The following is a 21774-nucleotide window of genomic DNA, read 5'->3' on the forward strand; positions in this document are numbered from 1 at the left end:
TATTGAACTCGATTTTAATTATGCCTTTCGATTTTTGAGGATTTCAATTTTATTTTCAGAAAATAAAAATATCGATATGTCTGAAAATATCTGGTTAACTTGTAACGGATATGAACCCGGCTGAATACTATATTTTAAACCAACCTGAGCCCTACAGAAGCATTTTGCTCCACATAAAGGCTGTGGTTGAACATTCTATTCCGGCAGCCTCCATGAAATATAAATGGCGTATTCCTTGTTTTTATATTGGAAAGACTCCTTTATGTTATCTGAACGTGTCCCTAAAAAAAGGGTTTGTGGATGTTGGTTTTTGGAACTCGGCCCACCTAAAAAAACATCTGGACAAAATGGTTTCGGAAAAAAGAAAAGTGGTTAAATCCCTTCGTTATAATACTTTGGAAGAAATTGACGAAACCATTCTCAAAGAGGTGCTCTTGGAGGCCGAATCCCTAAAAAGCAAAGGTTTTTATAAAAGGGAGGACTTAACCTAGAACGTATTCACTACCTCCCGTAAGGCTACCAAATCTGTCAGCAATTTTCCCATCAAACTTAAATCCAGCATATTGGCTCCGTCACTTTTGGCATTGGCAGGGTCAAAGTGGGTCTCGATAAAGAGTCCATCGACTCCTGCAGCAATTCCCGCTCTGGCCATGGTCCCTATCAAAGCCGGTCTGCCGCCGGTAACCCCAGAGGATTGGTTGGGCTGTTGTAGGGAGTGGGTAACGTCCAATACCACAGGGGCAAACTGTTTCATGGTGGGAACGCCCCTAAAATCCACAATCATGTCCTGATACCCGAACATAGTACCACGATCGGTTATGATAGCTTGTTGGTTTCCGGTTTCAGTGACTTTGTTTACGGCATGTTTCATGCTTTCCGGACTCATAAACTGTCCTTTTTTGATATTTACCGTTTTGCCGGTTTCCGCTGCGGCCACCACCAAATCGGTTTGGCGGGCCAAGAAGGCAGGAATCTGTAGAACTTCCACGTATTCTGCCGCCATTGCGGCATCCTGTTCCGTGTGAATGTCCGTAATTGTGGGAATCTTAAAGGTTTCGGACACTTTTCTTAGAATTTTTAGGGCCTTTTCATCCCCAATACCCGTAAACGAATCCAGCCGACTCCTATTGGCTTTTTTAAAACTGCCCTTGAAAACATAGGGGATTTTCAGCTTTTCTGAAAGAGAAACAATATGATCGGCTATTCGTAAAGCCATATCTTCACCTTCAATGGCGCAGGGCCCTGATAGCAGAAAGAAATTGTTGGAATCGGTGTATTTTATTTGGGAAATCTTGGACAAATCCATCTTATAAATTTTTCATAAAGATAGTACTATTCCCTGGTATTGTTTTTAGATTTAAATGCAACAACCATCAATCGAAATGTACAAAATTCTCTTTTTTCTACTCGTTTTAGTAGGGTTAACAGTGCAATCCCAAAGTTATGGGGTCACTGAAAAAGGGTTTGGAATTGTAAACCTGGAACGACATCAATTTAGGTTTGATTTGCTATCTCCTGGAATTTCCTATGAATTGGGGCTTTTTAAAAACGTGAGTGCATCGGGTGGCCTGGGATTGGGATATGCCACGTACGAAGAAGGGTATGCGGTTGGAGTAACCTTACATACAAGGGTTCGATATTACCATAATTTTAATAGACGCATCCGAAACAACAAAAATGTTTCTGGTAACTCCGGGGATTATTTTGCCGCTGCGCGAAGCATTTTCTTCTCCCAAGGTAGACTGGCGAGCAATATTGAAGGTCCGGACGATTTTAATTTGGGAGTATTTGGGGCGGTTTATGGCATTCAACGTACGTATCCCAAGGGTTTTAATTTCAATTTGGAGTTGGGAGCGGGTTATTACAGGGGCGATGGGGTTCCCAATGGTTACGGGCCTTTGGTGAACTTTACTTTTGGTTGGGTCGCTACCAAGCGGAAATCCAGAAAACCGACATTTGATTAAAGCATTATTTTTTTAATAGCATCCATATAGCCTCTACTTACCCTTACCACTTCATTGTTTTCCATGGTGATGTCGTAAGATTTACCATACTTGTGAAGCTCTTTCACTTTGTTCAGGTTGATTAAGGATGATCGGTGTACCCTCAGAAAGGATTTTGGATTCAATTTTTCCTCCAAAGCGGAAATACCGTAATTACTTACTAAAACATCCGAAGCGGTATGTAATTTGGAATAATCGCCATACGCTTCGATCCAGATAATATCGGCAACGGCAATGGTAATAAGTTTATCCTTTTTTTCTACCAATACCCGTTCTGGATAATCGGTTTTATCCATCAATAATGATTGAGTAAGCGAACCGACTTTTTCTGTCGTTTGATTCAATTTTTCAATAGCTTTTGTAAACCGTTCCTTGGTATAGGGTTTGAGCAGATAGTCGATTGCATGTACTTCAAAGGCCTGAAGGGCATACTTATCGTACGCCGTAGAAAAAATAATGTTGGGTATTTCCTCTAAGCGTGTTAAAACCTCAAAACCGGTAAATCCCGGCATCTGAACATCTAAGAAGACCAGATCCGGTTTAAACTCGTTAATTTCCTTCACTGCATCCACCCCGTTATTGACCTCGGAAATGAGAATCAAGTCAGGAAAACCTTCTAAATATTCCTTGATCAATTGGCGTCCCGCTTTTTCGTCATCGGCAATCAGCACCTTTTTCATCTTCTTGTCATTAGTTGTTCTTTGTCGGACAGCTGTAATTTGTCATTAACTATTCGTGAACATTCCATCTTTTTTAGTTTCCGCGTTTTATATGGAAAACAATATTTTCAGTCCTTGTGGTTTATTATCCAGCAATTCCATCTGGGAATTGTACATTTTTTGGAGCCGTAATCGGGTATTGTTGAGGCCGATACCTTTTTCGAATGCTGCTGTCTTTTCTCGTATTCCAATACCCGTATCGGAAATCTCGAATTTTAATTTACCTTCTGTTTTTTTAATGTTGATGGATATGGTTCCTCCATTGATCAAACTGGCCAGTCCGTGTTTGACCGAATTTTCCACTAAGGGCTGCAATAGCATGGGCGGCACCATTTCATCCAACAGGTTTTCGGGTACGTTGATATCAATTTGCAATCGTTCATCAAACCGGGCCTTTTCCAGGTCTAAATATTTTTTTACAAATTCCAGCTCTTCCCGCAAGGGAACCAGCTCGGTTTGGGAGGCCTGCAATTGGTACCGGAAAAGATCGCTCAATTGTGCGATCATCTGTCTTGTTTTTTCATTTTCAGGGGGGAGCGAGGCATTTATCGTATTGAACACATTATAAAGAAAGTGCGGATTTAATTGCGCTTTTATCGCGGCAAGTTCACTTTTCAACGCGGCCTGCCGTAACTCCCCTTCCAATTTGATCTTTCGTTCGTTCTCCCTGAAATACCGGTAGGCAAAGAAACATCCGAATTGTATAAAAAGAAACAAGAGCGGAATGTACCAGTCCCAAATGGCTCCAGAACCTTCCAGATGATTCATTCCCATAGCCTCAACAATCATGTACCTTATTTCCCTTACGAAGTAGGTCACGATGGGCAATAAAAGTAAAACGGTTAAAATCTGCCATTTTCTGGATTTATTTCGGAAAAGATAATACCCAAAAAACCAGATTAAAACCGACGCCAATAATAGGAAGGCATATTGTTGTCCGGAGGCAAACCAAAATCCCCTCAAGTTTGTCCATCCCCAAATTCCTTCTTCTTCATACCACATCCCGTTATACCATAGTACGATACGGTATAGCCAAGCAAAAAAGAAATAGAAAAGAAAAATGGCCAATATTTCCTTTACTGTGGTATTAAAGAATGTAGTCTTGTTTTTATCGCTCATTTTTAAAAGTTTAATTCACTGGATATCGAAAACGTACCAAAACTCTCCATCGTATGGGTCAAAACTTGCTTTCAGAAGACCATCCGGTGTTTGTACAAGATACTGATTTGTAACCTCAATTTCTTCACTATTAAGCCAAGCCCTAACCACCCCATCCTCATATTTGAATACCAATCCGTTGTTGAATACGGCCAGAAGATTATAACTTTTTGGATTTACTTTCGAAAGCTTAATTTCTTTTCGCTCCAAACCCGGCTTATCTTCATGTTTATCGTACCAAACAATTTGAGAACCGTTTTTAAAATTTTGGGTCCAGTTGCGGCGCTCCGTGGGCAATATGAAAATTTCCAGTTTTCCGCCTTCACTTTTAATGATTTCTGGGGATGATTTCCAAAATGTTTTTATGGATAGGGTATAATCGCCTTCCAGGGTCACGGCTTCGTCCTTTCCTAGTATTTGTTGGCTGCCGCTTTCATTTATCAACGTAAATTCAGCACTCTCGGGATAATTGTACGTGGTGTTCTCATTTTTGACTACGACCGCAAAATAATCTTGGGCAGTTACATATTTGCCAATAAGTAAGGCTAAAATATACAATAAGACTTTCAGCATGAGTTCCAATTTAGGATTCGACCATAAATGTAAACCGGTACTGACACTATTTAAAATACTTTCAGACGAGCTGTCCTATACGCGGATGAATTGCCCAGGGTCCATTTAACGCTACACGGGTCTATTCATCAGTTTTTCCTTGAACTGAGGGAATCAAAGCCTGAATTTTGGATCAAATCAAAAAACGAACGATCATGAGACTTTTTTTCACACTTATGCTATGGACAACCTTTGGATTTGGATATGCACAATCCATAACAGGGAAAGTACTTTCACAGGAACAAGAAGCTATTCCCTATGCCACGGTTACGTTAAATCAACTACAAGATTCTAGTCTGGTAAAGGCTGTTATTACCAATGAACAGGGTTTTTTCGAAATCAAGGATGCATTCAGTGGAACGTACATTCTCAACATTTCCAATATCGGGTTTGTTGGTTATAGTAAGACAATCTTGGTTAATGATACTTCGTTGGACTTAGGCGTCATTATTTTGGAGGCAGCTACGGAAAATTTGGACGAGGTTACGGTCGTTGCCGAAAAACCGATGGTTCAGGTATTGGCCGATAAAACGGTATTCAACGTGGAAAAAACCATAAATGCTACAGGTACCAGTGCGTTTGAACTACTGCGTAAGGCACCTGGGGTTGTAATAGACAATAACGGTGGTCTTATTGTGGAAGGTAAAGCGGGCGTTCAAATTTTTATAGATAACCGGCCATCGGTCCTACAAGGCCAAGACCTGACCAATTATTTGGAAAGCCTGCAATCTACCGATATCGAGGCCATAGAAATCATTACCCAACCCTCGTCCAAATACGATGCTGCCGGTAACGCGGGTATCATCAATATCAAACTCAAGAAGGACAAAAGCCTGGGAACCAATGGTTCCGTAACTTCAGGAATTACTATTGGGGATTTTGCCCGCTACAATTCCAGTATCAATTTTAATTCGAGAGGAAAAAGGGGAAACCTTTATGGGACCTACAGTAACAGGTATGGAAAGAGTAGTAATTTTTTAAACCTTTTACGTACACAGTCCGGTACACAATTCAACGCGCGTACCAATAGTATTTACGACCAAAATAGCAATAACGTGAAACTGGGATATGATTTCTACGCCAACCAAAAAAGTACTATCGGAGCCATTTTTAACGGGAATTTCAACAACGGGTTTGGCAATAATAACTCCAGAACGCCCATTCGACCGGTCGCGAATACGGCAAATGATAGTGTGTTGGTTTCCAATAACCGAACCACAAATACAACCTATAATATCAATGCTAATTTAAATTATAAATATGCGGATACCCTTGGGCATACCCTGAATATGGATTTTGATTATGGGCGGTATTCGAGTGACCGGACAGCCTTGCAACCCAACGTTTATTTTAATGGGGATGAGACCCAGGTTATTCGGGAAAATGCTACAAGCCAGAATACCCCCACCGATATTGCAATTATCACGTACAAGGCAGATTATGAACAGGATTTGTTCAAGGGGAAACTAGGTCTGGGCTTTAAGTTTTCGTACGTAAATACGGCTAATACTTTTGATTTTTTCAATCAGATCAATGGCGAATTTGTTTTGAACACCATGCAAAGCAACCAGTTTGATTACACTGAAAAAATAAATGCCGCCTACATCAATTATAATTATAAATGGGAGAAGTGGAACCTGCAAATGGGGCTTCGGGCGGAGAATACAGTTTCAGATGGCAATCTGGTCAGCAATCAACAAAATGGGGATAGCCGGGTGGAACGCAACTATACCAATTTCTTTCCTTCTGGGGGATTGACCTTTCAACTGAACCAAAAAAATCAACTGGCACTTATCTACAGCAAGCGCATACAACGGCCTAACTATCAATCCCTAAATCCGTTCGAATATGTAATAGACGAGCTTTCCTTTAGCAAAGGAAATCCTTTTTTACAACCTCAGTATACGGACAATATTAAGTTTTCACATACCTATAACTATCGTCTAACGACCTCTTTGAGCTATAGTTACGTTTCGGACTTTTTTGCCCAAGTGACCGTGGCGGAAGGCGAGAGCCGTAACTTTCTTACCACTAGGAATGTGGCGGACCAGGAAATCGTTAATTTGGGAATCTCTTACCCAAAACAAGTGAAGGAATGGTGGAACATTTATTTTAGCCTCAATGCCTACGTGAGCAATTACAAGGCCAATAGTCCGGAGTTTTTGCCGGTGAAACAGGAAACCTTGAGTATATACGCCCAAAATACGTTTAACTTACCCGGGAAGTACACGTTGGAGGTTTCCGGCTGGTACAGTTCGCCCAGTGTTTGGGGAGGCACATACCGGACCAGTGCCTTAGGTTCTTTGAATTTGGCTTTCCAAAAGAGATATTTTAAAGAAAAACTTACGGCAAGGTTGGCCTTTAATGATATTCTCTATACGGTTCCCTGGCGGGGAACCACACAATTTGGAGACTTATTTATTGACGGTAGCGGGGGTAGCGACAGTAGGCAAGTAGCTTTTAGTCTAACCTATGACTTTGGCCGGGACGAAATCAAAAAAGCCCGAAATAGAAAGACTGGATTAGAGGATGAAAACGATAGGATTGGAAACTAACAATATTTTTGTTGAAATCCTTCAAAATCAATAAGATAAAAATAACATTTGTTTGGTCGGAGGTACGAAAATTAAGACTATCTTTGCGCGCTTAAAATAAGGCCTTATGTCCAAGACAAAAAATATTGCGATCATCGCACACGTAGACCACGGTAAAACCACTTTGGTTGACAAAATCATGTACCACTGTAGTTTGTTCCGTGAGAACGAAAATGCAGGGGATTTGATTCTTGATAACAACGATTTGGAAAGGGAGCGTGGTATAACCATTGTATCCAAGAATGTATCCGTTGTCTATAAGGACACAAAGATAAATATCATAGATACCCCGGGACACGCGGATTTTGGTGGGGAAGTGGAGCGGGTATTGAACATGGCCGATGGTGTTTTGCTATTGGTAGATGCCTTTGAGGGACCCATGCCTCAGACCCGATTCGTACTTCAAAAAGCCATTGATCTTGGTTTGAAACCTTGTGTGGTCATCAATAAGGTAGATAAGGAAAACTGTACCCCTGAGGAGGTACACGAAAAGGTATTTGACCTAATGTTCGAGTTGGGCGCGGAGGAATGGCAGTTGGATTTTCCAACAGTTTACGGTTCTGCCAAGCAGAATTGGATGAGCGATGATTGGAAGAACCAGACCAGTACTATTGAACCCTTGTTGGATATGGTCATCGAACAGGTACCTTCTTTTGAACCCAAGGAAGGCAACACACAGATGTTGATAACATCACTGGATTTCTCTTCTTTTACAGGTCGTATCGCCATTGGAAGATTGCAACGAGGTACATTGAAGGAGGGTCAGCTTATTTCTCTTGTGAAAAGAAACGGGACCATCGTCAAATCCAAAATCAAGGAATTGTTCACTTTTGAAGGCTTGGGCCGTAAAAAAGTACAATCGGTTGAAGCAGGAGATATATGTGCCCTAGTTGGTGTAGAAGGCTTTGAAATAGGGGATACCGTGGCCGATTTTGAAAATCCGGAAGGTTTGAAGACCATTGCCATTGACGAGCCGACCATGAGTATGTTGTTCACTATTAACGACAGTCCGTTTTTTGGAAAGGACGGTAAGTTCGTTACTTCCCGCCACATCAAGGAACGTTTGGAGCGAGAATTGGAAAAAAACCTGGCACTTCGTGTAAACGAGACCGATAGTGCCGACAAGTTTTTGGTCTTTGGCCGTGGGGTACTTCATTTATCCGTACTGATAGAGACCATGAGAAGGGAAGGTTATGAACTTCAAATTGGCCAACCACAAGTAATCATTAAGGAAATAAACGGCGTGAAATGTGAGCCCATCGAGCATCTGACCATCGATTTGCCCGAGGATGTTTCGGGGAAGGCCGTTGAAATGGTTTCCATCAGAAAAGGGGAGATGACCAGTATGGAGGCAAAGGGCGACAGAATGGTCTGTGAGTTCCAAATTCCTTCTAGGGGCATCATCGGACTTAGAAATCAATTGCTAACGGCAACCGCCGGTGAGGCCATTATGGCACATAGATTTTTGGAGTACCAACCCATGAAAGGCGACATACCACAGCGCCAGAACGGTTCCTTGGTTTCCATGGAAACCGGCAAGGCTATTCCATATTCTATTGACAAATTACAGGAGCGTGGTAAATTCTTTGTGGATCCCGGAGAGGATATTTACGAAGGACAGGTAATTGGCGAGAATTCCCGAGGGGACGATATGACCGTGAATATTACCAAGACAAAAAAACTTTCCAATGTACGTTCCTCCGGTGCAGATGATAAGGCACGGATAGTACCTGCCATCAAATTTTCCTTGGAAGAAGCCTTGGAATATATACAAAAGGACGAATATGTTGAGGTTACCCCTAAGCATCTTAGGTTGCGAAAAATATACTTGACGGAAAACGACCGAAAACGGAATAAAATAGCTTAAAACAAAGCCCTGATTTTTCAGGGCTTTTTTTGTTTCTTTATTTTGTGTTCAAATACCTAGTTAATTCTGCACGACTCCGTTTGTAGCTAAAAAATGCTTTTACCAAACTGTTAAATTTTTAATATCTTTTTTCTTATTTTCAAATAGAATTTGTTTAAAAAATAACGTTTTCGTAATAATTATATCAAGCCTAATTTTCTTTAATGCTACCGCATTTTTTTTTCTAATTTGAAGTCCCAAAACAACTTAGGCTAACTAACAAAACTCATAGGGACTAACATGCAATTAAAAGGAAAACGGGTACTCATAACAGGGGGTACAAGGGGCATCGGTAGATGTATTGTGCAAGAAATGATTGATGGCGGCGTAACGCACCTGGCCATCATTGCCAGGGACAAGAAAAGCCTAAAAGAATTGTCCGAGACATATCCTGAGGTCAAATTTATGAGGATTTCCGGCGATGTCGCAAATATTGATGTCCTTAGGGAGGCAGCGGCCCGTATCGAGGATAAATGGGGGTATCTGGATATCTTGATAAATAATGCAGGCATCGTTTCGGCGGGGCCTTTGGAAGAATTGCCCGATGAGGAAATCTACGATCAGGTGGCAGTCAACCAAACCGCCATATTATTATTGACAAAATACTGCGTGCCTTTATTGAAATCGTCTGAGGAAGGGGCCATTCTCAATATTTCATCTGGATTGGGCCTCATAGGGATGCCGTTTTATGCAGTGTATGGCAGTACCAAGGCAGCAGTTAAACAGTTTTCAGATTCCATACGAAGGGAATTGGCTCCGTATAATGTTTCCGTTACGTGCTCCTTTCCTACGGCCACGGCTACGGATATGATGCAGAAGTTTGATGGAATGGAAATGGATTCCCCGGAGTTTGTGGCCAAAAGATCCATCGAAGGCCTGCTGAACAAAGAATTACATGTGATTTTTGGCGGGGAACAGCGAATAAAGGATAGCGAGGTCAACTTTATGGAGCCCAAAAAATTCGATGCCAAAGTTGCCGAAAGTTACGAAGATTTTAAAGCGTCCAGTGAAGGCCATAAGGCTTTGTAGTATGGAGTATGGAAAGCAATTAAAAAATTAAACCTTGGGAGCCTTGTGGAGACTCGCCACGGCCGCACCTATAATTCCGGCATGGTTTTGCAGTTCTGCAGGTATAACGGGGGTTTCAATTTTAATTTTTTTCTTGAACTGTTTAAAGTCCTTTGAAGCGCCCCCTCCTAGAATGATAAGGTCGGGCGAAATAATCAGTTCCACATACTCCAAAAAAGTATTGAATCTTTTTCCCCATTTTTTATAGGAAAGCTCCTCACGCTCCATGGCGCTCCCCGCGGCCCATAGTTCTATTTTCTCGTATTTTTTATAAGGTATTTGGCCAAGCTCAAAATTGGGAATCAGTTCCCCGTTATAAAAGGCCCCGCTCCCCAGTCCCGTACCAATAGTGATCATAACGACCAGTCCTTCCTTACCTCTTCCTACACCATAGTTCATCGTGGCATATCCAGCGGCATCGGCATCATTTATTACGGTAAAATCCAAGCCTGTCTTTTTCTCCAATAGCTCTTCTACATTGACGCCTAACCAGCTTGGATCTAAATTTCCAGGCGATTTACAGACTCCCTTTTTGATAATGGTAGGAAACCCGCAGCCAACTTTACCGGAGTAGTCGAAATGTTGTACGATTTCTGCAATAACGTCAGACATGGCTTCTGGCGTTCGTGGTTTTGGTGTGGGAATACGGAACCTTTCCGTCAGCATTTCACCACTTTCAGAATCCACCAATGCGCCTTTGATTCCAGAGCCGCCTACATCAATACCAAGTAAAGTCATTACGAAAATTTATAAGAGACCACAAAGAAACAAAAAAGATTCCTTTCCCTGAATTTTCCGCCCTACTACCTTGTTTTTAGGGAAATTGTAAAACAAAAAAAGGACCGAAGTCCTTTTTCCAAGAGTTTCGGGAATATGGGTTATTCAATTAATTTCAGGGCGATAATGGTGTTGTATTCCATTTCATCGTCCTCCCCCATTTCCAGGGTGAAGGTGATATTGAACAATTTTCCGATTAGCGCTTCGTCCATAAGGTCAAAAGCTTCAGATGCCTCTTCGGTAATGTCATGAAATTCATAGATTTCTCCCTCATCGCCCATAAAAAAATAAACGCCGTCCTCATGTCTGTCATAAGTACCGTTTACCTTTACGGTGTCCTGAGGAATACTTCCGTAAAATGTGGTCGCGAACATAGCGAACGCGATAAAAAGTGTTTTCATTTTGTATGTTTTTTCTGTTTTTTAATTCTTGTCTTGATTCTATTCCTGCGATGGACAGGATTGGAAACCGACACAAATGAACTCAATTTTTTTGAATGTTCATTATTTTTTCAGTTTTTTCAAATCAAGTTTTTTAAAAATGTAATGTACTGTAAAACAATTAGTTATTATTTAGTTTGTTTTACTTTAGAAAGTATTGGTATTAGAATTTATCATTATCCTTTAATTACTGGGCGTTAGAGCTGGAAATAGAGGGTCGGTTCAAAATGCTTTCTTTTTCGGATTCTTTCTTTTATATACGTTGCTTAGACATTTTTTTATTAAAAGCCGATTAATACAACATCCATAAAGCAAGGCCGATATCTTTTGACCTCAAATTAACTTGTGGTTTTGGTAAATTATAATGGATTGTAAGATCAACAAAATAAAAGTCGGCCTACAATAATAGCAATACTTCAATAGTTGTATGCACGTTTAATAGTTGAACAAATAAATTTTATTTTTAACACTTTTATGGGCATCGCCTCTGGGTGTAATACCTAGTGGGCTGCCAACAATTGTTCAGGTGGTTTTGCTACTAAGTTGAAAGTATAATTTTTCCGAACATCTAATGAGCTGGCCCATAGGTTGTTCGATCTCTAACTGAAAGGGCAGGAAACATTTAAAAATAGGAGGTTTGCCAATGTTGTTCCGTTTGATAATAAAGAATTCAGATTTATGACCAAAAAAAATGCCGAGCAGCAACGTCTTGCCGTTGGGGACAATTACAAGAATTGGAAACGTTGGGGACCTTATCTGGCGGATCGCCAGTGGGGTACGGTTCGTGAGGATTACAGCGTAAACGGACAGGCATGGAATTTCGTAGATCATGACAAAGCCCGTAGCAATGCCTACAGATGGGGCGAGGAAGGCATCGGCGGATTCTGCGATTCCAGGGAAATCCTCTGTTTGGCACCGGCGTTTTGGAACGGAAAGGATGCGATACTCAAGGAACGACTCTTCGGTCTCACCAATGGTGAAGGAAATCATGGAGAGGATGTAAAGGAGCTGTACTTTCATCAAGTGTCAACCCCAACACATTCCTATAATAAATTCTTGTACAAATATCCTCAAAAAAAGTTCCCATATTCCGATTTGGTAAAGAAAAATAGGGCCAGAAGCAGGGAAGAAGCGGAGTATGAGATTCTGGATACCAAGGCCTTTAGGAACAATACCTACTTTGATTGCTTTATTGAATATGCCAAGGCAGATGTGGGCGATATCCTAATGAAGGTTACCGTAGTGAACAGGGCATCCAAAAAGGCATCCATCCATGTTTTGCCACATTTGTGGTTCCGTAATTTTTGGAAGCACAACAAGCGGTTTGAAAGACCTAGCATGAAGGCTATTTCGGAAGATTGCGTCATGTCCAGAAGCGTCAGGAACGGTCGTTATTATCTGTACCATGAAAAGGGAAAACAGCTTTTTTGCGATAATGAGACCAACAACAAGCGCATTTATAACGTGGACAACGAGGTTCCCTATGTAAAGGATGGCATTAACAACCACGTTGTAAACGGCATGGATACCGTAAATCCGGATAAAACAGGTTCCAAGTTTGCTGTTTGGCATAAATTGACCTTACGGGCCGGTGAGGAAAAAACGGTTAGGATTCGATTGAGCAAAGGAAAATTGGACGACCCATGGTCTGGATTCGATGCTATTTTCCAAAACCGGATGCAGGAATGCGATGAATTTTACAACGATATTCTTGCCGATAGGAATTTGCCCAAGGAACATCGGGAAATCGTGGAGAAGGCATTTTCTGGCTTGTTATGGACCAAGCAGTTCTATTATTACGATGTTTATAAATGGCTTTTTGGTGGTCCTGGCGAACCAAAACCTTACAGGGAAAGCCCCCGAAATTTCAGTTGGCAGCATTTGACCAACAGACATGTCATTTCCATGCCCGATAAATGGGAGTACCCGTGGTACGCTGTATGGGACTTGGCCTTTCACATGGCCTCTTTCGTTGAGATTGACCCATATTTTGCCAAGGAACAGCTTATATTGATGTTACGCGAAAGTTACATGCACCCAAATGGGCAGATACCCGCTTATGAATGGAATTTTAGCGATGTGAATCCGCCCGTACATTCTTGGGCCGTTTGGAACGTCTACGAAAAGGACAAACAAAAGACCGGCACTGGCGATATCCATTTTTTGGAAAAGGCCTTTCAGAAGTTGTTAATCAATTTCACTTGGTGGGTCAATCAAAAGGATAAAAGCGGAACGGACCTTTTTGAGGGCGGTTTTTTGGGCCTGGACAACATTGGTGTCTTTGACCGCAACCATATGCCACCGGGAATTACCAGAATGCAGCAAGCCGATGCGACCAGCTGGATGGCCATGTTCACCCTGAACATGCTGAGAATGAGTTTGGAGCTCTCCAAAAGCAACAAATCCTATGAAGACCTGGTCGCTAAGTTCTTTAGGCATTTTTTGAATATTGCTTGGGCCATGCACCACATCGGTAAAAAGGATATTTCCCTTTGGGACGATGAGGATAACTTCTACTATGACGTAGTGGAGATGGATAGCGGTATGACCAATCGATTGAAAGTGAGGTCACTGGTGGGTATAATTCCATTGTTCGCAGTTGAGATCATCCACAAGGACCTTTTTGAGGAACTTAAGGAATTTAGGCGAAGGGCCGCGGATATCGTTAGGACTAGGCCAGATTTGGCATCCCTTATCTCCAATATTGAGGAAACAAATGCCGATGGCAATTACCTGTTCTCCATCATGCGCGGATTTCGTCTGGAGCGTTTGTTGAGGCGTATGTTGGATGAGGATGAATTTTTATCGGATTATGGCATTAGGTCCCTTTCAAAATACCATGAGGAACATCCGTTCGTATTCAAACATCACGGTCATCATCAAATTCAGTATGAATCCGGGGAAAGCCGCTCCAACATGTTTGGCGGTAATTCCAACTGGCGCGGACCAATATGGTTGCCGCTGAATTATATGATCATACAATCCTTACGGAAATACTATCTATTTTACGGAGACACCTATCAGTATGAATTTCCATTCGGTTCCGGTAGGAAAGTCAATCTGAAGCAGATTGCCAATGAACTGAGCAAAAGGCTATTGAAGCTCTTTGAACGCAATGAGGACGGAAAGTTCCAATATCATTCAGACGATGAAAACAAGTTCTTTACCAATGACCCTCATTTTAGGGACCATCATTTGTTCTATGAGTTTTTTGATGGCGACCATGGAAAAGGTTTGGGAGCGTCACACCAAACAGGTTGGACGGCATTGATCGCCAATTTGATTTTGGAGATGGATTAGGTTCCTTGGTTTTTTAAACTGGTACTGGTTTAGAGGTAGATGGATATTTTTAAAAAATCATCTTTTTGGGGCAATTCGATCTTCGAATTTGGATTATATTCATTCCAATTATTTAGATAAGAGATGGATCTGAAGGATGGCGTAAAAACCTCGGAAAATAAAGTTTCATCAGAGGCTCGTAAATTGAGTGCCTTTGTTCGTGACCGTTCCAAATCGCTCGTAGATCGATTGGAGTGTTATGAGGATATAATCAGTCTGGAGATAGGGGATACGGGGCTCAGCAGGGCAAAAACCTTGGAGAGGGAGTTTGACCTTAGGCAACTTTACATCAAATATGAGGGCGATAATCCAACGGGAACCCAAAAGGATCGGATAGCCTTTGCGCAGTTGTACGATGCCCTCAGAAGGGAATACGATACCGTCTCCTTGGCCACCTGTGGCAATTACGGCGTTGCCGTGGCCCTTGCGGCGAATTTGGCCGGGGTACGCTGTAAAATATACATTCCGGAAACCTATCATACCGATCGCATCACGGAGATGGAGCAGCTAAATGCGGAAATCATCAGATTGCCGGGAAGTTATGAGGACGTGGTTATGGAAAGTTCCAAACTTGCCGAAAAGAACGACTGGTACGATGCCAATCCTGGAGGTTCTAATACGCCTTTGCAAATTACCGCGTATTCACAATTGGCCTTGGAAATTTTTGAAGATTTGGGTGACGCTCCCAAATATTGCGCGGTTCCCGTATCGAATGGAACGCTCATTGCAGGTATTTTCAGGGGCTTTGTAACGTTATATAAACGAGGGAAGACTTCTAGGATTCCCAAAATGATAGCGGCTTCCTCTGCCAATAAAAACCCCATAGTGTATTCATTTTTACAAGGAATGGATCATTGTAAAGATTTAAAACCGGATATGATAAAGGAAACCAAACTCAACGAACCTTTGATAAATTGGCATAGCTTTGACGGTGAAGAGGCACTTTATGCCATAAAGGAGTCCAACGGAGAGGCTTTTAACATAAGTGATAAGAAATTGCGTGATATGACTACCCTTTTGAACAAAAAGGAGGGGTACAAGGTTCTACCTGCCGCGACCGCCGGATTGATAGCCCTATTGGAACTTAATGAAAGAATGAATTTTGATGCGGACCGTTTTGTGGCCGTACTCACTGCAAAAAACTGATTTTGATATGAAGAGAATAATAGATGGAAAGGCCTTGGTTTATTGCCAGGGCGCCTTTAATACGCCAAATGGAAAAACGGCACACGGATTGGTGAGGTTTACGGAACGCTATGAGATTTTAGGGGTGCTGGATTCTAATTATGCCGGGCAGGATGCTGGACACGTGTTGGATGGCAGACCTAACGGAATACCCATTTTTAGGGATTTGCAGGAAGCCATTGCAAATCTGGATGTTACTCCGGAATATTTGGTGGTTGGATTGGCCCCGGATGGTGGCCGATTACCAGTAGAGGCGAAAGGAAGTATAAAATTGGCCCTGGAGCAAGGGATGAACGTCGATAGTGGTCTGCACGATTTTTTAACAAATGATGCCGAGTTGGTTGCGCTTGCCAAAGAAAAGAATGTAACCATTCGGGATATACGAAAGACCCCGGACAGGGATAAACTGCATTTTTTTACGGGCGATATCGAAAAGGTGGATTGTCTTAAATTGGCCATTTTAGGAACGGATTCCGCTTTGGGAAAACGGACCACCGCTTGGATATTGGTACATGCGCTCCGCGAAGCGGGAAAAAAGGCCGAAATGATCGGAACGGGCCAGACCGCTTGGATGCAGGGAGCCAAATACAGTATGGTCATGGATAGTTGTATCAATGATTTTGTTTCCGGGGAAATAGAATATGCGGTGGTCAGTGCCTGGAAAAATGAACATCCGGATGTTATTGTCATTGAAGGACAAGGGAGTTTAATGAATCCCGCGTACCCCGGTGGTTTTGAAATTTTGGCAGCCGGCCGGCCGGATTATGTCATTCTGCAACATGCTCCCAAAAGACTGGAGTACGACGGATTTCCAGGATACCGTCTTCATTCCTTGGAAGAGCAGATCAACGCAATACAGGTAATTTCAGGAAGGGAGGTCATTGCCATTACGGTAAACCATGAAGGAATGGAAAAGAATGAAATACCAGAGGTCTGTAAACGTATCACATTGGAGACAAAGTTACCGGCGTTCGATGTATTGGAGTACGGCGCGAAGGAATTGGTAGACTTGGTAAGGGGTAAATTATAATGAAGATTACCAAGGTTAGCTATGAGCGATTGGACCTGGAACTTGCAGTTTCCTATACCATTGCCTACCAAAGGATTGATGCGACCACCAATTTCATATTGAAACTAGAAACCGATGGCAATTGGGTAGGTTATGGATGTTCCGTACCAGATATGGAGGTAACCCATGAAACTCCTGAGGACGTTCAAAATGCCTTGGACTCTATCATCATACCGTACCTAAAAAACAAAGATCCGTTTACCTTCGCCCTAATACTTTCCGAATTACGAACACTTTTAGGTAAAAAATCGAGTTGCTTGGCCATGGTAGATCTTGCACTATATGACTTAGTGTCCAAAAAGGCTCAGGTTCCATTGTTCAAGTTTTTGGGAGGCTATAGGTCGAGCATACCCACCAGTATAACCATTGGAATCCTGAATATGGGGGAGACCGTTCGACAGGCCTACGAATATACGGCTATGGGCTTCTCGATCCTAAAAATTAAGGGCGGCTTAAATCTCGAGGAGGATATCGCCAAGATGATCCGCTTACATGAGGCATTCCCCCATGTTAAGTTTCGGTTTGACGGTAATCAGGGGTACACCGTACAGGAGTCCATCGCCTTCGTAAGGGCAACGTCGACCATTGGCATCGAAATTTTTGAGCAACCTACCAAACAGGAATCGGACGAACACTTAGGGGAGGTCACCGGGCAGGTGGATATTCCCGTTATGGCCGATGAAAGCCTAAAAACCTTGACCGATGCTTTTCGGTTGGCGCAGAATGAACGGGTGGATATGGTGAACATCAAACTTCAAAAAGTAGGCGGAATTCTTACCGCCAACCATATCAGTTCTGTTGCAAAGGCGGCCAAATTGGAGACCATGGTAGGATGTATCGATGAATGCGGATTGGGTATTTCGGCCGGACTGCATTTCGCCCTATCAAGACCTAATATTGTATATGCCGATCTGGATGGCCATCTAGACTTGGTGGGGGATCCTTTTAAAAATATTTTTCGGTTGGAAAAGGGCGTTCTTTATCCAACGGAAAGGTATGGATTGGGCTATTCGGAATAATCTAAGAAAGGACTAAACAGCCTTTTGGACCACTTCAAAAACTTTATTTGCGTCGCACTTAATGGTTTTGGACGGATATTTAAGAATCAGTGCATAATCATGGGTCGCCATCAAGATGGTGCGTCCAGATTTGTTGATTTCTTGAAGTACCTTCATTACTTCCACGCTGGTTTGGGGGTCAAGGTTTCCGGTAGGTTCATCCGCCAAAATGAGTTCTGGGTCGTTCAAAAGTGCCCTGGCAATGGCAACGCGCTGCTGTTCCCCGCCCGATAGCTCATGCGGAAACTTGAAGCCTTTGGTCTTCATGCCAACCTTCTCCAAAACCTCCACCACCCGGGCGTCCATTTTGGCCTGGTCCTTCCACCCGGTTGCCTTTAGAACGAACAGCATGTTTTGGTTTATGTTCCGATCCGGCAGGAGCTTAAAGTCCTGAAAAACGATTCCCAGTTTTCTCCGTAGGAAAGGAATATCATTTTCCTTAAGTGTCTTTAAGTTAAAATCCACGATTTTCCCCTCTCCTTTTTGCAAAGGAAGGTCTCCATAAAGGGTTTTCATAAAACTACTTTTGCCACTGCCCGTCTTCCCGATGAGGTATACGAACTCCCCTTTTGCTACATGGATATTTACTTCGCTTAGCACCAGACTTTCCTTTTGGAAAATGGATGCATTCTTTAACTCTAAAACCGTCTCTTCCATAAATGCTCTGTTAATATAAAAGTAATAAGTTCCTTTTGATAACGGCGTACCCTAAAACAAATTCTTTTCTTTTGTAGGCACAACCCACATACTTAGGTACAATATTTGCCGTTATCCTTTGTGATACTTCGGTAATTCAAAATAGTAATAGAACACTATGTTTCATAAAATCACCGCTTTTCTTCCATTGGCCATGGGAGTTATTTGGATGGGAACTGCCCAGGAATCCAAAATCTACACACACGAAAACAAGGACTTTCAAGACGCCTTAACGCTTTATAACAATGAACAGTTTCAGGCGGCCCAAACCATATTCGAAAAAGTAAAATCAACGACCAAGGACGAGGAGATTGCCGCCAATAGTGCCTACTATGCGGCCAATGCTGCGGTTCGATTGAACCAGCCCGGCGCGGACCGAATGATGGAGGAGTTCGTTGAAAACTATCCAACATCCACCAAAACAAATTCCGCCTATGCAGATGTAGCGGAATACTATTTTGATACGGGAAAGTATCCATATGCCCTTAAATGGTACAACAGGGTAGATCAAAGCGCCTTGTCGCGGGGCGAAATGGACAAATTCAACTTTAACTACGGATATTCACTCTTTTCCTCAAGTAAGCCAAAGGAAGCGGAGCGCTATTTGGAAAAGGTGACCACGTCCCCGGTATATGGTTCCCAAGCCAAATATTATTTGGGATACATTTCCTATCAACAGGACGACTACGAGACCGCCAATGAGCGCTTTGACCAGATTACGGACCAGAACGTTCTCGAGGAGAAATTGAGTTATTATCAAGCCGATATGAACTTTAAGCTGGGTAAGTTCGAGGAAGCCATCGCTTTGGCCAAGAAGCAACTTCCAAAATCGGACAGAACGGAAGTATCGGAACTCAATAAAATCATCGGGGAGAGTTATTTTAACCTCGGTCAATATGAAAATGCCATCCCCTATTTGAAGGAATACAATGGCAAGCGTGGCAAATGGAACAATACGGATTATTACCAATTGGGATACTGCTATTACAAACAGGGGGACTATGCCAATGCCATTGCCCAGTTCAACAAAATTATTGGCGGTACGAACAGTGTTTCCCAAAATGCCTACTACCATTTGGCGGAGTGCTATTTGAAACAGGACCAAAAACAGGAAGCGTTGAATGCCTTTAGGAATGCCTCTCAAATGGATTTTAATCCAGATATAAAGAAGGATGCCTTTCTCAATTATGCGCGATTGAGCTATGAAGTGGGGAATGCCTACGAGCCTGTACCACAGGTAATAACGAACTATCTGGATGCCTTTCCCAACGACGAAAACAAGGAGGAGATGCAGACCTTGTTGGTGGACTCCTTCATTACTTCCAAAAATTTTGCGGGGGCGATGGAACTGTTGGAGCGGAACCAAAATTATGCCACCAAGGAAACCTATCAAAAGGTGGCCTACTACCGGGGTCTGGAATTGTACATGGAAGGGGATTACAGTGCGGCATCGGAAGTTTTGGGAAAATCCTTGGGCAGTGCCGTTAATGATTCCTTTAGGGCGCGTGCAACGTATTGGAAGGCCGAAGCGGATTATCTGCTGAATCGGTTTGATGCCGCTGCGATAGGGTTCAGGGACTTCAAACAAAACCCTGCTTCCAGAAATGTAAATGAAGGAAATGACGTAGATTATGATTTGGCCTATGCATACTTTAAACAAAAGGACTACGCCAATGCCATTACCTATTTCAGCGCTTTCACAGATGCCCAAAAGGACGATGTTGAGAAGTTGCACGATGGCTATCTGCGATTGGGCGACAGTTATTTTGCGACCAGCAAATACTGGCCGGCCATAGAGACCTACAACAAGGCCTTGGCCCTGACCGGACCTGAAAAGGATTACGCGGCTTATCAAAAGGCCATGAGCTATGGTTTTGTTGATAGGACAGAAAGTAAAATTGAAAACCTCGAGAATTTCGTGGCACAGTACCCAAGGTCAACATTTAAGGACGACGCCCTGTTTGAACTCGGCAATACCTATGTATCCGCAGGGCAAGAGAACAAAGGGCTCCAGGCCTATGACCGATTGATCAATGATTTTAGGGGAAGTTCCCTTGTGCCTCAGGCCCTTATGAGGCAGGGGCTCGTCTTTTACAATTCCGGAAGGAACAATGAGGCACTGGGCAAGTTCAAAACCGTGGTACGGGATTTTCCCAATACCCAGGAGGCCATTCAGGCAGTTTCTACGGCCAAGTTGGTGTATGTGGATTTGGGTAGGGTGGATGAGTACGCCAATTGGGTAAACGGTCTTGATTTTGTGGAAGTGACCGATGCTGAACTTGACAACGCCACTTTTGAATCGGCCCAAAAACAGAATTTGGAGGGTAAGACCGATGCCGCAATTCGCGCCTATAAAAAATATATCCAGGAATTCCCCAACGGACTCCATGCCTTGGACGCAAATTTCAGTTTGGCACAGCTGTATTTTGGTGCCGGGGATAAGGATGCCGCTTTGCCTTATTACAAATATGTGGCCGATAAGACTACCAGCGAATATGCGGAGCAGGCCTTGACTAGGGTCTGCGAGGTATACATCGGAAAAGATGAATATGCTACCGCGCTTCCCTATCTTTTGAAATTGGAGGACCAGGCCAACATCCAACAGAACAGGACCTTTGCCCAGTCCAACTTGATGAAAGGATACTACGAACAAAAGAACTACCCAAAAACCTTGGAGTATGCGGATAAGGTTTTAGCTACCGCTAGTATTGATGACCGTATCAAAAGCGATGCCCAGATAATGATCGCACGGTCTGCCATAGCTACCGGTAACGAATCCAAGGCGAAATCTGCCTACGCACAAGTGCTGACCATCGCATCCGGGGCAACGGCCGCCGAGGCATTGTACTACGATGCCTACTTTAAGAACAAGGAGGGGGATTATGAATCGTCCAACATCTCCGTACAGAAATTGGCAAAAGATTACGCCACTTATAAAGAGTGGGGCGGAAAAGGGCTGGTCTTGATGGCGAAAAACTTTTACGCTTTGGGCGATTCGTATCAGGCGACCTATATTTTGGACAGTGTGATATCCAATTTTAGTCAATATCCAGAAATTGTGGCCGAAGCCCAAGGAGAATTGGCCATCATAAAATCCAAGGAATCCCAGCGCAATTCTTCCGTAGATCCAAATCAAGAGTAAACCAGCAT

17 protein-coding genes are annotated in these 21774 nt (G+C 42.8%); 10 read left to right on the forward strand and 7 right to left on the reverse strand.

Going from position 1 to position 21774, the window contains the following annotated elements; genetic code table 11:
- The first annotated feature begins 110 nt into the window (after nucleotides 1-110).
- Nucleotides 111-491, forward strand: coding sequence for a DUF1801 domain-containing protein (locus FEK29_RS05475; protein WP_138257420.1), 381 nt, complete (start codon nucleotides 111-113; stop codon nucleotides 489-491).
- On the opposite strand, the gene kdsA is transcribed toward FEK29_RS05475, so the two are convergent.
- Nucleotides 488-1306 carry a 3-deoxy-8-phosphooctulonate synthase gene (gene kdsA, locus FEK29_RS05480; RefSeq protein WP_138257421.1) on the reverse strand — a complete coding sequence of 273 codons (819 nt, stop codon included), beginning with the start codon at nucleotides 1304-1306 and terminating at the stop codon, nucleotides 488-490. The two genes, FEK29_RS05475 and kdsA, sit on opposite strands and share 4 nt — an antisense overlap.
- 76 nt (nucleotides 1307-1382) lie before the next feature.
- Here kdsA and FEK29_RS05485 point away from each other — a divergent pair, with 76 nt between their 5' ends.
- Nucleotides 1383-1964 carry a hypothetical protein gene (locus FEK29_RS05485; protein WP_138257422.1) on the forward strand — a complete coding sequence of 194 codons (582 nt, stop codon included), beginning with the start codon at nucleotides 1383-1385 and terminating at the stop codon, nucleotides 1962-1964.
- Here the strand turns inward: FEK29_RS05485 and FEK29_RS05490 are convergent.
- The 3 genes from FEK29_RS05490 to FEK29_RS05500 all read right to left on the reverse strand — a co-directional run bounded on the left by FEK29_RS05490 (nucleotide 1961) and on the right by FEK29_RS05500 (nucleotide 4453).
- Nucleotides 1961-2683 (reverse strand): LytR/AlgR family response regulator transcription factor, encoded by a 723-nt coding sequence (locus FEK29_RS05490; protein ID WP_138257423.1) that lies wholly within the window; start codon nucleotides 2681-2683, stop codon nucleotides 1961-1963. The two genes, FEK29_RS05485 and FEK29_RS05490, sit on opposite strands and share 4 nt — an antisense overlap.
- A gap of 87 nt (nucleotides 2684-2770) precedes the next feature.
- Nucleotides 2771-3841, reverse strand: a complete 1071-nt coding sequence (locus FEK29_RS05495) for a sensor histidine kinase (RefSeq protein WP_138257424.1) — start codon at nucleotides 3839-3841, stop codon at nucleotides 2771-2773.
- A gap of 15 nt (nucleotides 3842-3856) precedes the next feature.
- Nucleotides 3857-4453, reverse strand: coding sequence for a hypothetical protein (locus FEK29_RS05500; protein ID WP_138257425.1), 597 nt, complete (start codon nucleotides 4451-4453; stop codon nucleotides 3857-3859).
- 194 nt (nucleotides 4454-4647) lie between these two features.
- Here FEK29_RS05500 and FEK29_RS05505 point away from each other — a divergent pair, with 194 nt between their 5' ends.
- The 3 genes from FEK29_RS05505 to FEK29_RS05515 all read left to right on the forward strand — a co-directional run bounded on the left by FEK29_RS05505 (nucleotide 4648) and on the right by FEK29_RS05515 (nucleotide 10021).
- Nucleotides 4648-7047 carry a TonB-dependent receptor domain-containing protein gene (locus tag FEK29_RS05505; protein ID WP_138257426.1) on the forward strand — a complete coding sequence of 800 codons (2400 nt, stop codon included), beginning with the start codon at nucleotides 4648-4650 and terminating at the stop codon, nucleotides 7045-7047.
- 106 nt (nucleotides 7048-7153) lie between these two features.
- Complete coding sequence (typA, locus tag FEK29_RS05510) at nucleotides 7154-8953, forward strand: translational GTPase TypA (RefSeq protein ID WP_138257427.1); 1800 nt, start codon at nucleotides 7154-7156, stop codon at nucleotides 8951-8953.
- Nucleotides 8954-9232: 279 nt separating this feature from the next.
- Nucleotides 9233-10021, forward strand: a complete 789-nt coding sequence (locus tag FEK29_RS05515) for an SDR family NAD(P)-dependent oxidoreductase (RefSeq protein WP_138257428.1) — start codon at nucleotides 9233-9235, stop codon at nucleotides 10019-10021.
- A 27-nt stretch (nucleotides 10022-10048) separates the two neighbouring features.
- Here the strand turns inward: FEK29_RS05515 and ppgK are convergent, their stop codons facing one another.
- Both ppgK and FEK29_RS05525 read right to left on the reverse strand, forming a co-directional pair.
- Nucleotides 10049-10798: a polyphosphate--glucose phosphotransferase gene (gene ppgK / locus FEK29_RS05520; RefSeq protein ID WP_138257429.1), complete on the reverse strand. Its 750-nt coding sequence runs from the start codon at nucleotides 10796-10798 to the stop codon at nucleotides 10049-10051.
- A gap of 140 nt (nucleotides 10799-10938) precedes the next feature.
- On the reverse strand, nucleotides 10939-11238 hold the full coding sequence (locus tag FEK29_RS05525; RefSeq protein WP_138257430.1) for a hypothetical protein: 300 nt from the start codon (nucleotides 11236-11238) through the stop codon (nucleotides 10939-10941).
- A gap of 717 nt (nucleotides 11239-11955) precedes the next feature.
- Here FEK29_RS05525 and FEK29_RS05530 point away from each other — a divergent pair.
- The 4 genes from FEK29_RS05530 to FEK29_RS05545 all read left to right on the forward strand — a co-directional run bounded on the left by FEK29_RS05530 (nucleotide 11956) and on the right by FEK29_RS05545 (nucleotide 17889).
- Nucleotides 11956-14577 carry an MGH1-like glycoside hydrolase domain-containing protein gene (locus FEK29_RS05530; protein ID WP_138257431.1) on the forward strand — a complete coding sequence of 874 codons (2622 nt, stop codon included), beginning with the start codon at nucleotides 11956-11958 and terminating at the stop codon, nucleotides 14575-14577.
- Nucleotides 14578-14700: 123 nt separating this feature from the next.
- Nucleotides 14701-15762, forward strand: coding sequence for a pyridoxal-phosphate dependent enzyme (locus FEK29_RS05535; RefSeq protein WP_138257432.1), 1062 nt, complete (start codon nucleotides 14701-14703; stop codon nucleotides 15760-15762).
- 7 nt (nucleotides 15763-15769) lie between these two features.
- Nucleotides 15770-16831: a DUF1611 domain-containing protein gene (locus FEK29_RS05540; RefSeq protein WP_138257433.1), complete on the forward strand. Its 1062-nt coding sequence runs from the start codon at nucleotides 15770-15772 to the stop codon at nucleotides 16829-16831.
- Nucleotides 16831-17889 carry a mandelate racemase/muconate lactonizing enzyme family protein gene (locus FEK29_RS05545; RefSeq protein WP_138257434.1) on the forward strand — a complete coding sequence of 353 codons (1059 nt, stop codon included), beginning with the start codon at nucleotides 16831-16833 and terminating at the stop codon, nucleotides 17887-17889. The genes FEK29_RS05540 and FEK29_RS05545 overlap by 1 nt, the downstream gene beginning before the upstream one ends.
- Nucleotides 17890-17901: 12 nt before the next feature.
- Here FEK29_RS05545 and FEK29_RS05550 read toward each other — a convergent pair whose 3' ends face one another.
- On the reverse strand, nucleotides 17902-18585 hold the full coding sequence (locus tag FEK29_RS05550; protein WP_138257435.1) for a cell division ATP-binding protein FtsE: 684 nt from the start codon (nucleotides 18583-18585) through the stop codon (nucleotides 17902-17904).
- A 157-nt stretch (nucleotides 18586-18742) separates the two neighbouring features.
- Between FEK29_RS05550 and FEK29_RS05555 the strand changes: the two genes are divergently transcribed.
- Nucleotides 18743-21766, forward strand: coding sequence for a tetratricopeptide repeat protein (locus FEK29_RS05555; RefSeq protein ID WP_138257436.1), 3024 nt, complete (start codon nucleotides 18743-18745; stop codon nucleotides 21764-21766).
- The last annotated feature ends 8 nt before the right edge of the window (nucleotides 21767-21774 follow it).

Origin of the sequence: Maribacter aurantiacus, from assembly GCF_005780245.1 — a bacterium.
In the GTDB taxonomy this organism is placed as follows: Bacteria; Bacteroidota; Bacteroidia; order Flavobacteriales; family Flavobacteriaceae; genus Maribacter; species Maribacter flavus.

Coding starts and splice junctions, on each gene's coding strand:
- FEK29_RS05490 (WP_138257423.1), bottom strand. CDS start 2,683: ATGAAAAAGGTGCTGATTGCCGATGACGAAAAAGCGGGACGCCAATTG.
- FEK29_RS05530 (WP_138257431.1), top strand. CDS start 11,956: ATGACCAAAAAAAATGCCGAGCAGCAACGTCTTGCCGTTGGGGACAAT.
- FEK29_RS05525 (WP_138257430.1), bottom strand. CDS start 11,238: ATGAAAACACTTTTTATCGCGTTCGCTATGTTCGCGACCACATTTTAC.
- FEK29_RS05515 (WP_138257428.1), top strand. CDS start 9,233: ATGCAATTAAAAGGAAAACGGGTACTCATAACAGGGGGTACAAGGGGC.
- FEK29_RS05555 (WP_138257436.1), top strand. CDS start 18,743: ATGTTTCATAAAATCACCGCTTTTCTTCCATTGGCCATGGGAGTTATT.
- FEK29_RS05535 (WP_138257432.1), top strand. CDS start 14,701: ATGGATCTGAAGGATGGCGTAAAAACCTCGGAAAATAAAGTTTCATCA.
- FEK29_RS05475 (WP_138257420.1), top strand. CDS start 111: ATGAACCCGGCTGAATACTATATTTTAAACCAACCTGAGCCCTACAGA.
- ppgK (WP_138257429.1), bottom strand. CDS start 10,798: ATGACTTTACTTGGTATTGATGTAGGCGGCTCTGGAATCAAAGGCGCA.
- kdsA (WP_138257421.1), bottom strand. CDS start 1,306: ATGGATTTGTCCAAGATTTCCCAAATAAAATACACCGATTCCAACAAT.
- FEK29_RS05505 (WP_138257426.1), top strand. CDS start 4,648: ATGAGACTTTTTTTCACACTTATGCTATGGACAACCTTTGGATTTGGA.
- FEK29_RS05545 (WP_138257434.1), top strand. CDS start 16,831: ATGAAGATTACCAAGGTTAGCTATGAGCGATTGGACCTGGAACTTGCA.
- FEK29_RS05500 (WP_138257425.1), bottom strand. CDS start 4,453: ATGCTGAAAGTCTTATTGTATATTTTAGCCTTACTTATTGGCAAATAT.
- FEK29_RS05540 (WP_138257433.1), top strand. CDS start 15,770: ATGAAGAGAATAATAGATGGAAAGGCCTTGGTTTATTGCCAGGGCGCC.
- FEK29_RS05495 (WP_138257424.1), bottom strand. CDS start 3,841: ATGAGCGATAAAAACAAGACTACATTCTTTAATACCACAGTAAAGGAA.
- FEK29_RS05485 (WP_138257422.1), top strand. CDS start 1,383: ATGTACAAAATTCTCTTTTTTCTACTCGTTTTAGTAGGGTTAACAGTG.
- typA (WP_138257427.1), top strand. CDS start 7,154: ATGTCCAAGACAAAAAATATTGCGATCATCGCACACGTAGACCACGGT.
- FEK29_RS05550 (WP_138257435.1), bottom strand. CDS start 18,585: ATGGAAGAGACGGTTTTAGAGTTAAAGAATGCATCCATTTTCCAAAAG.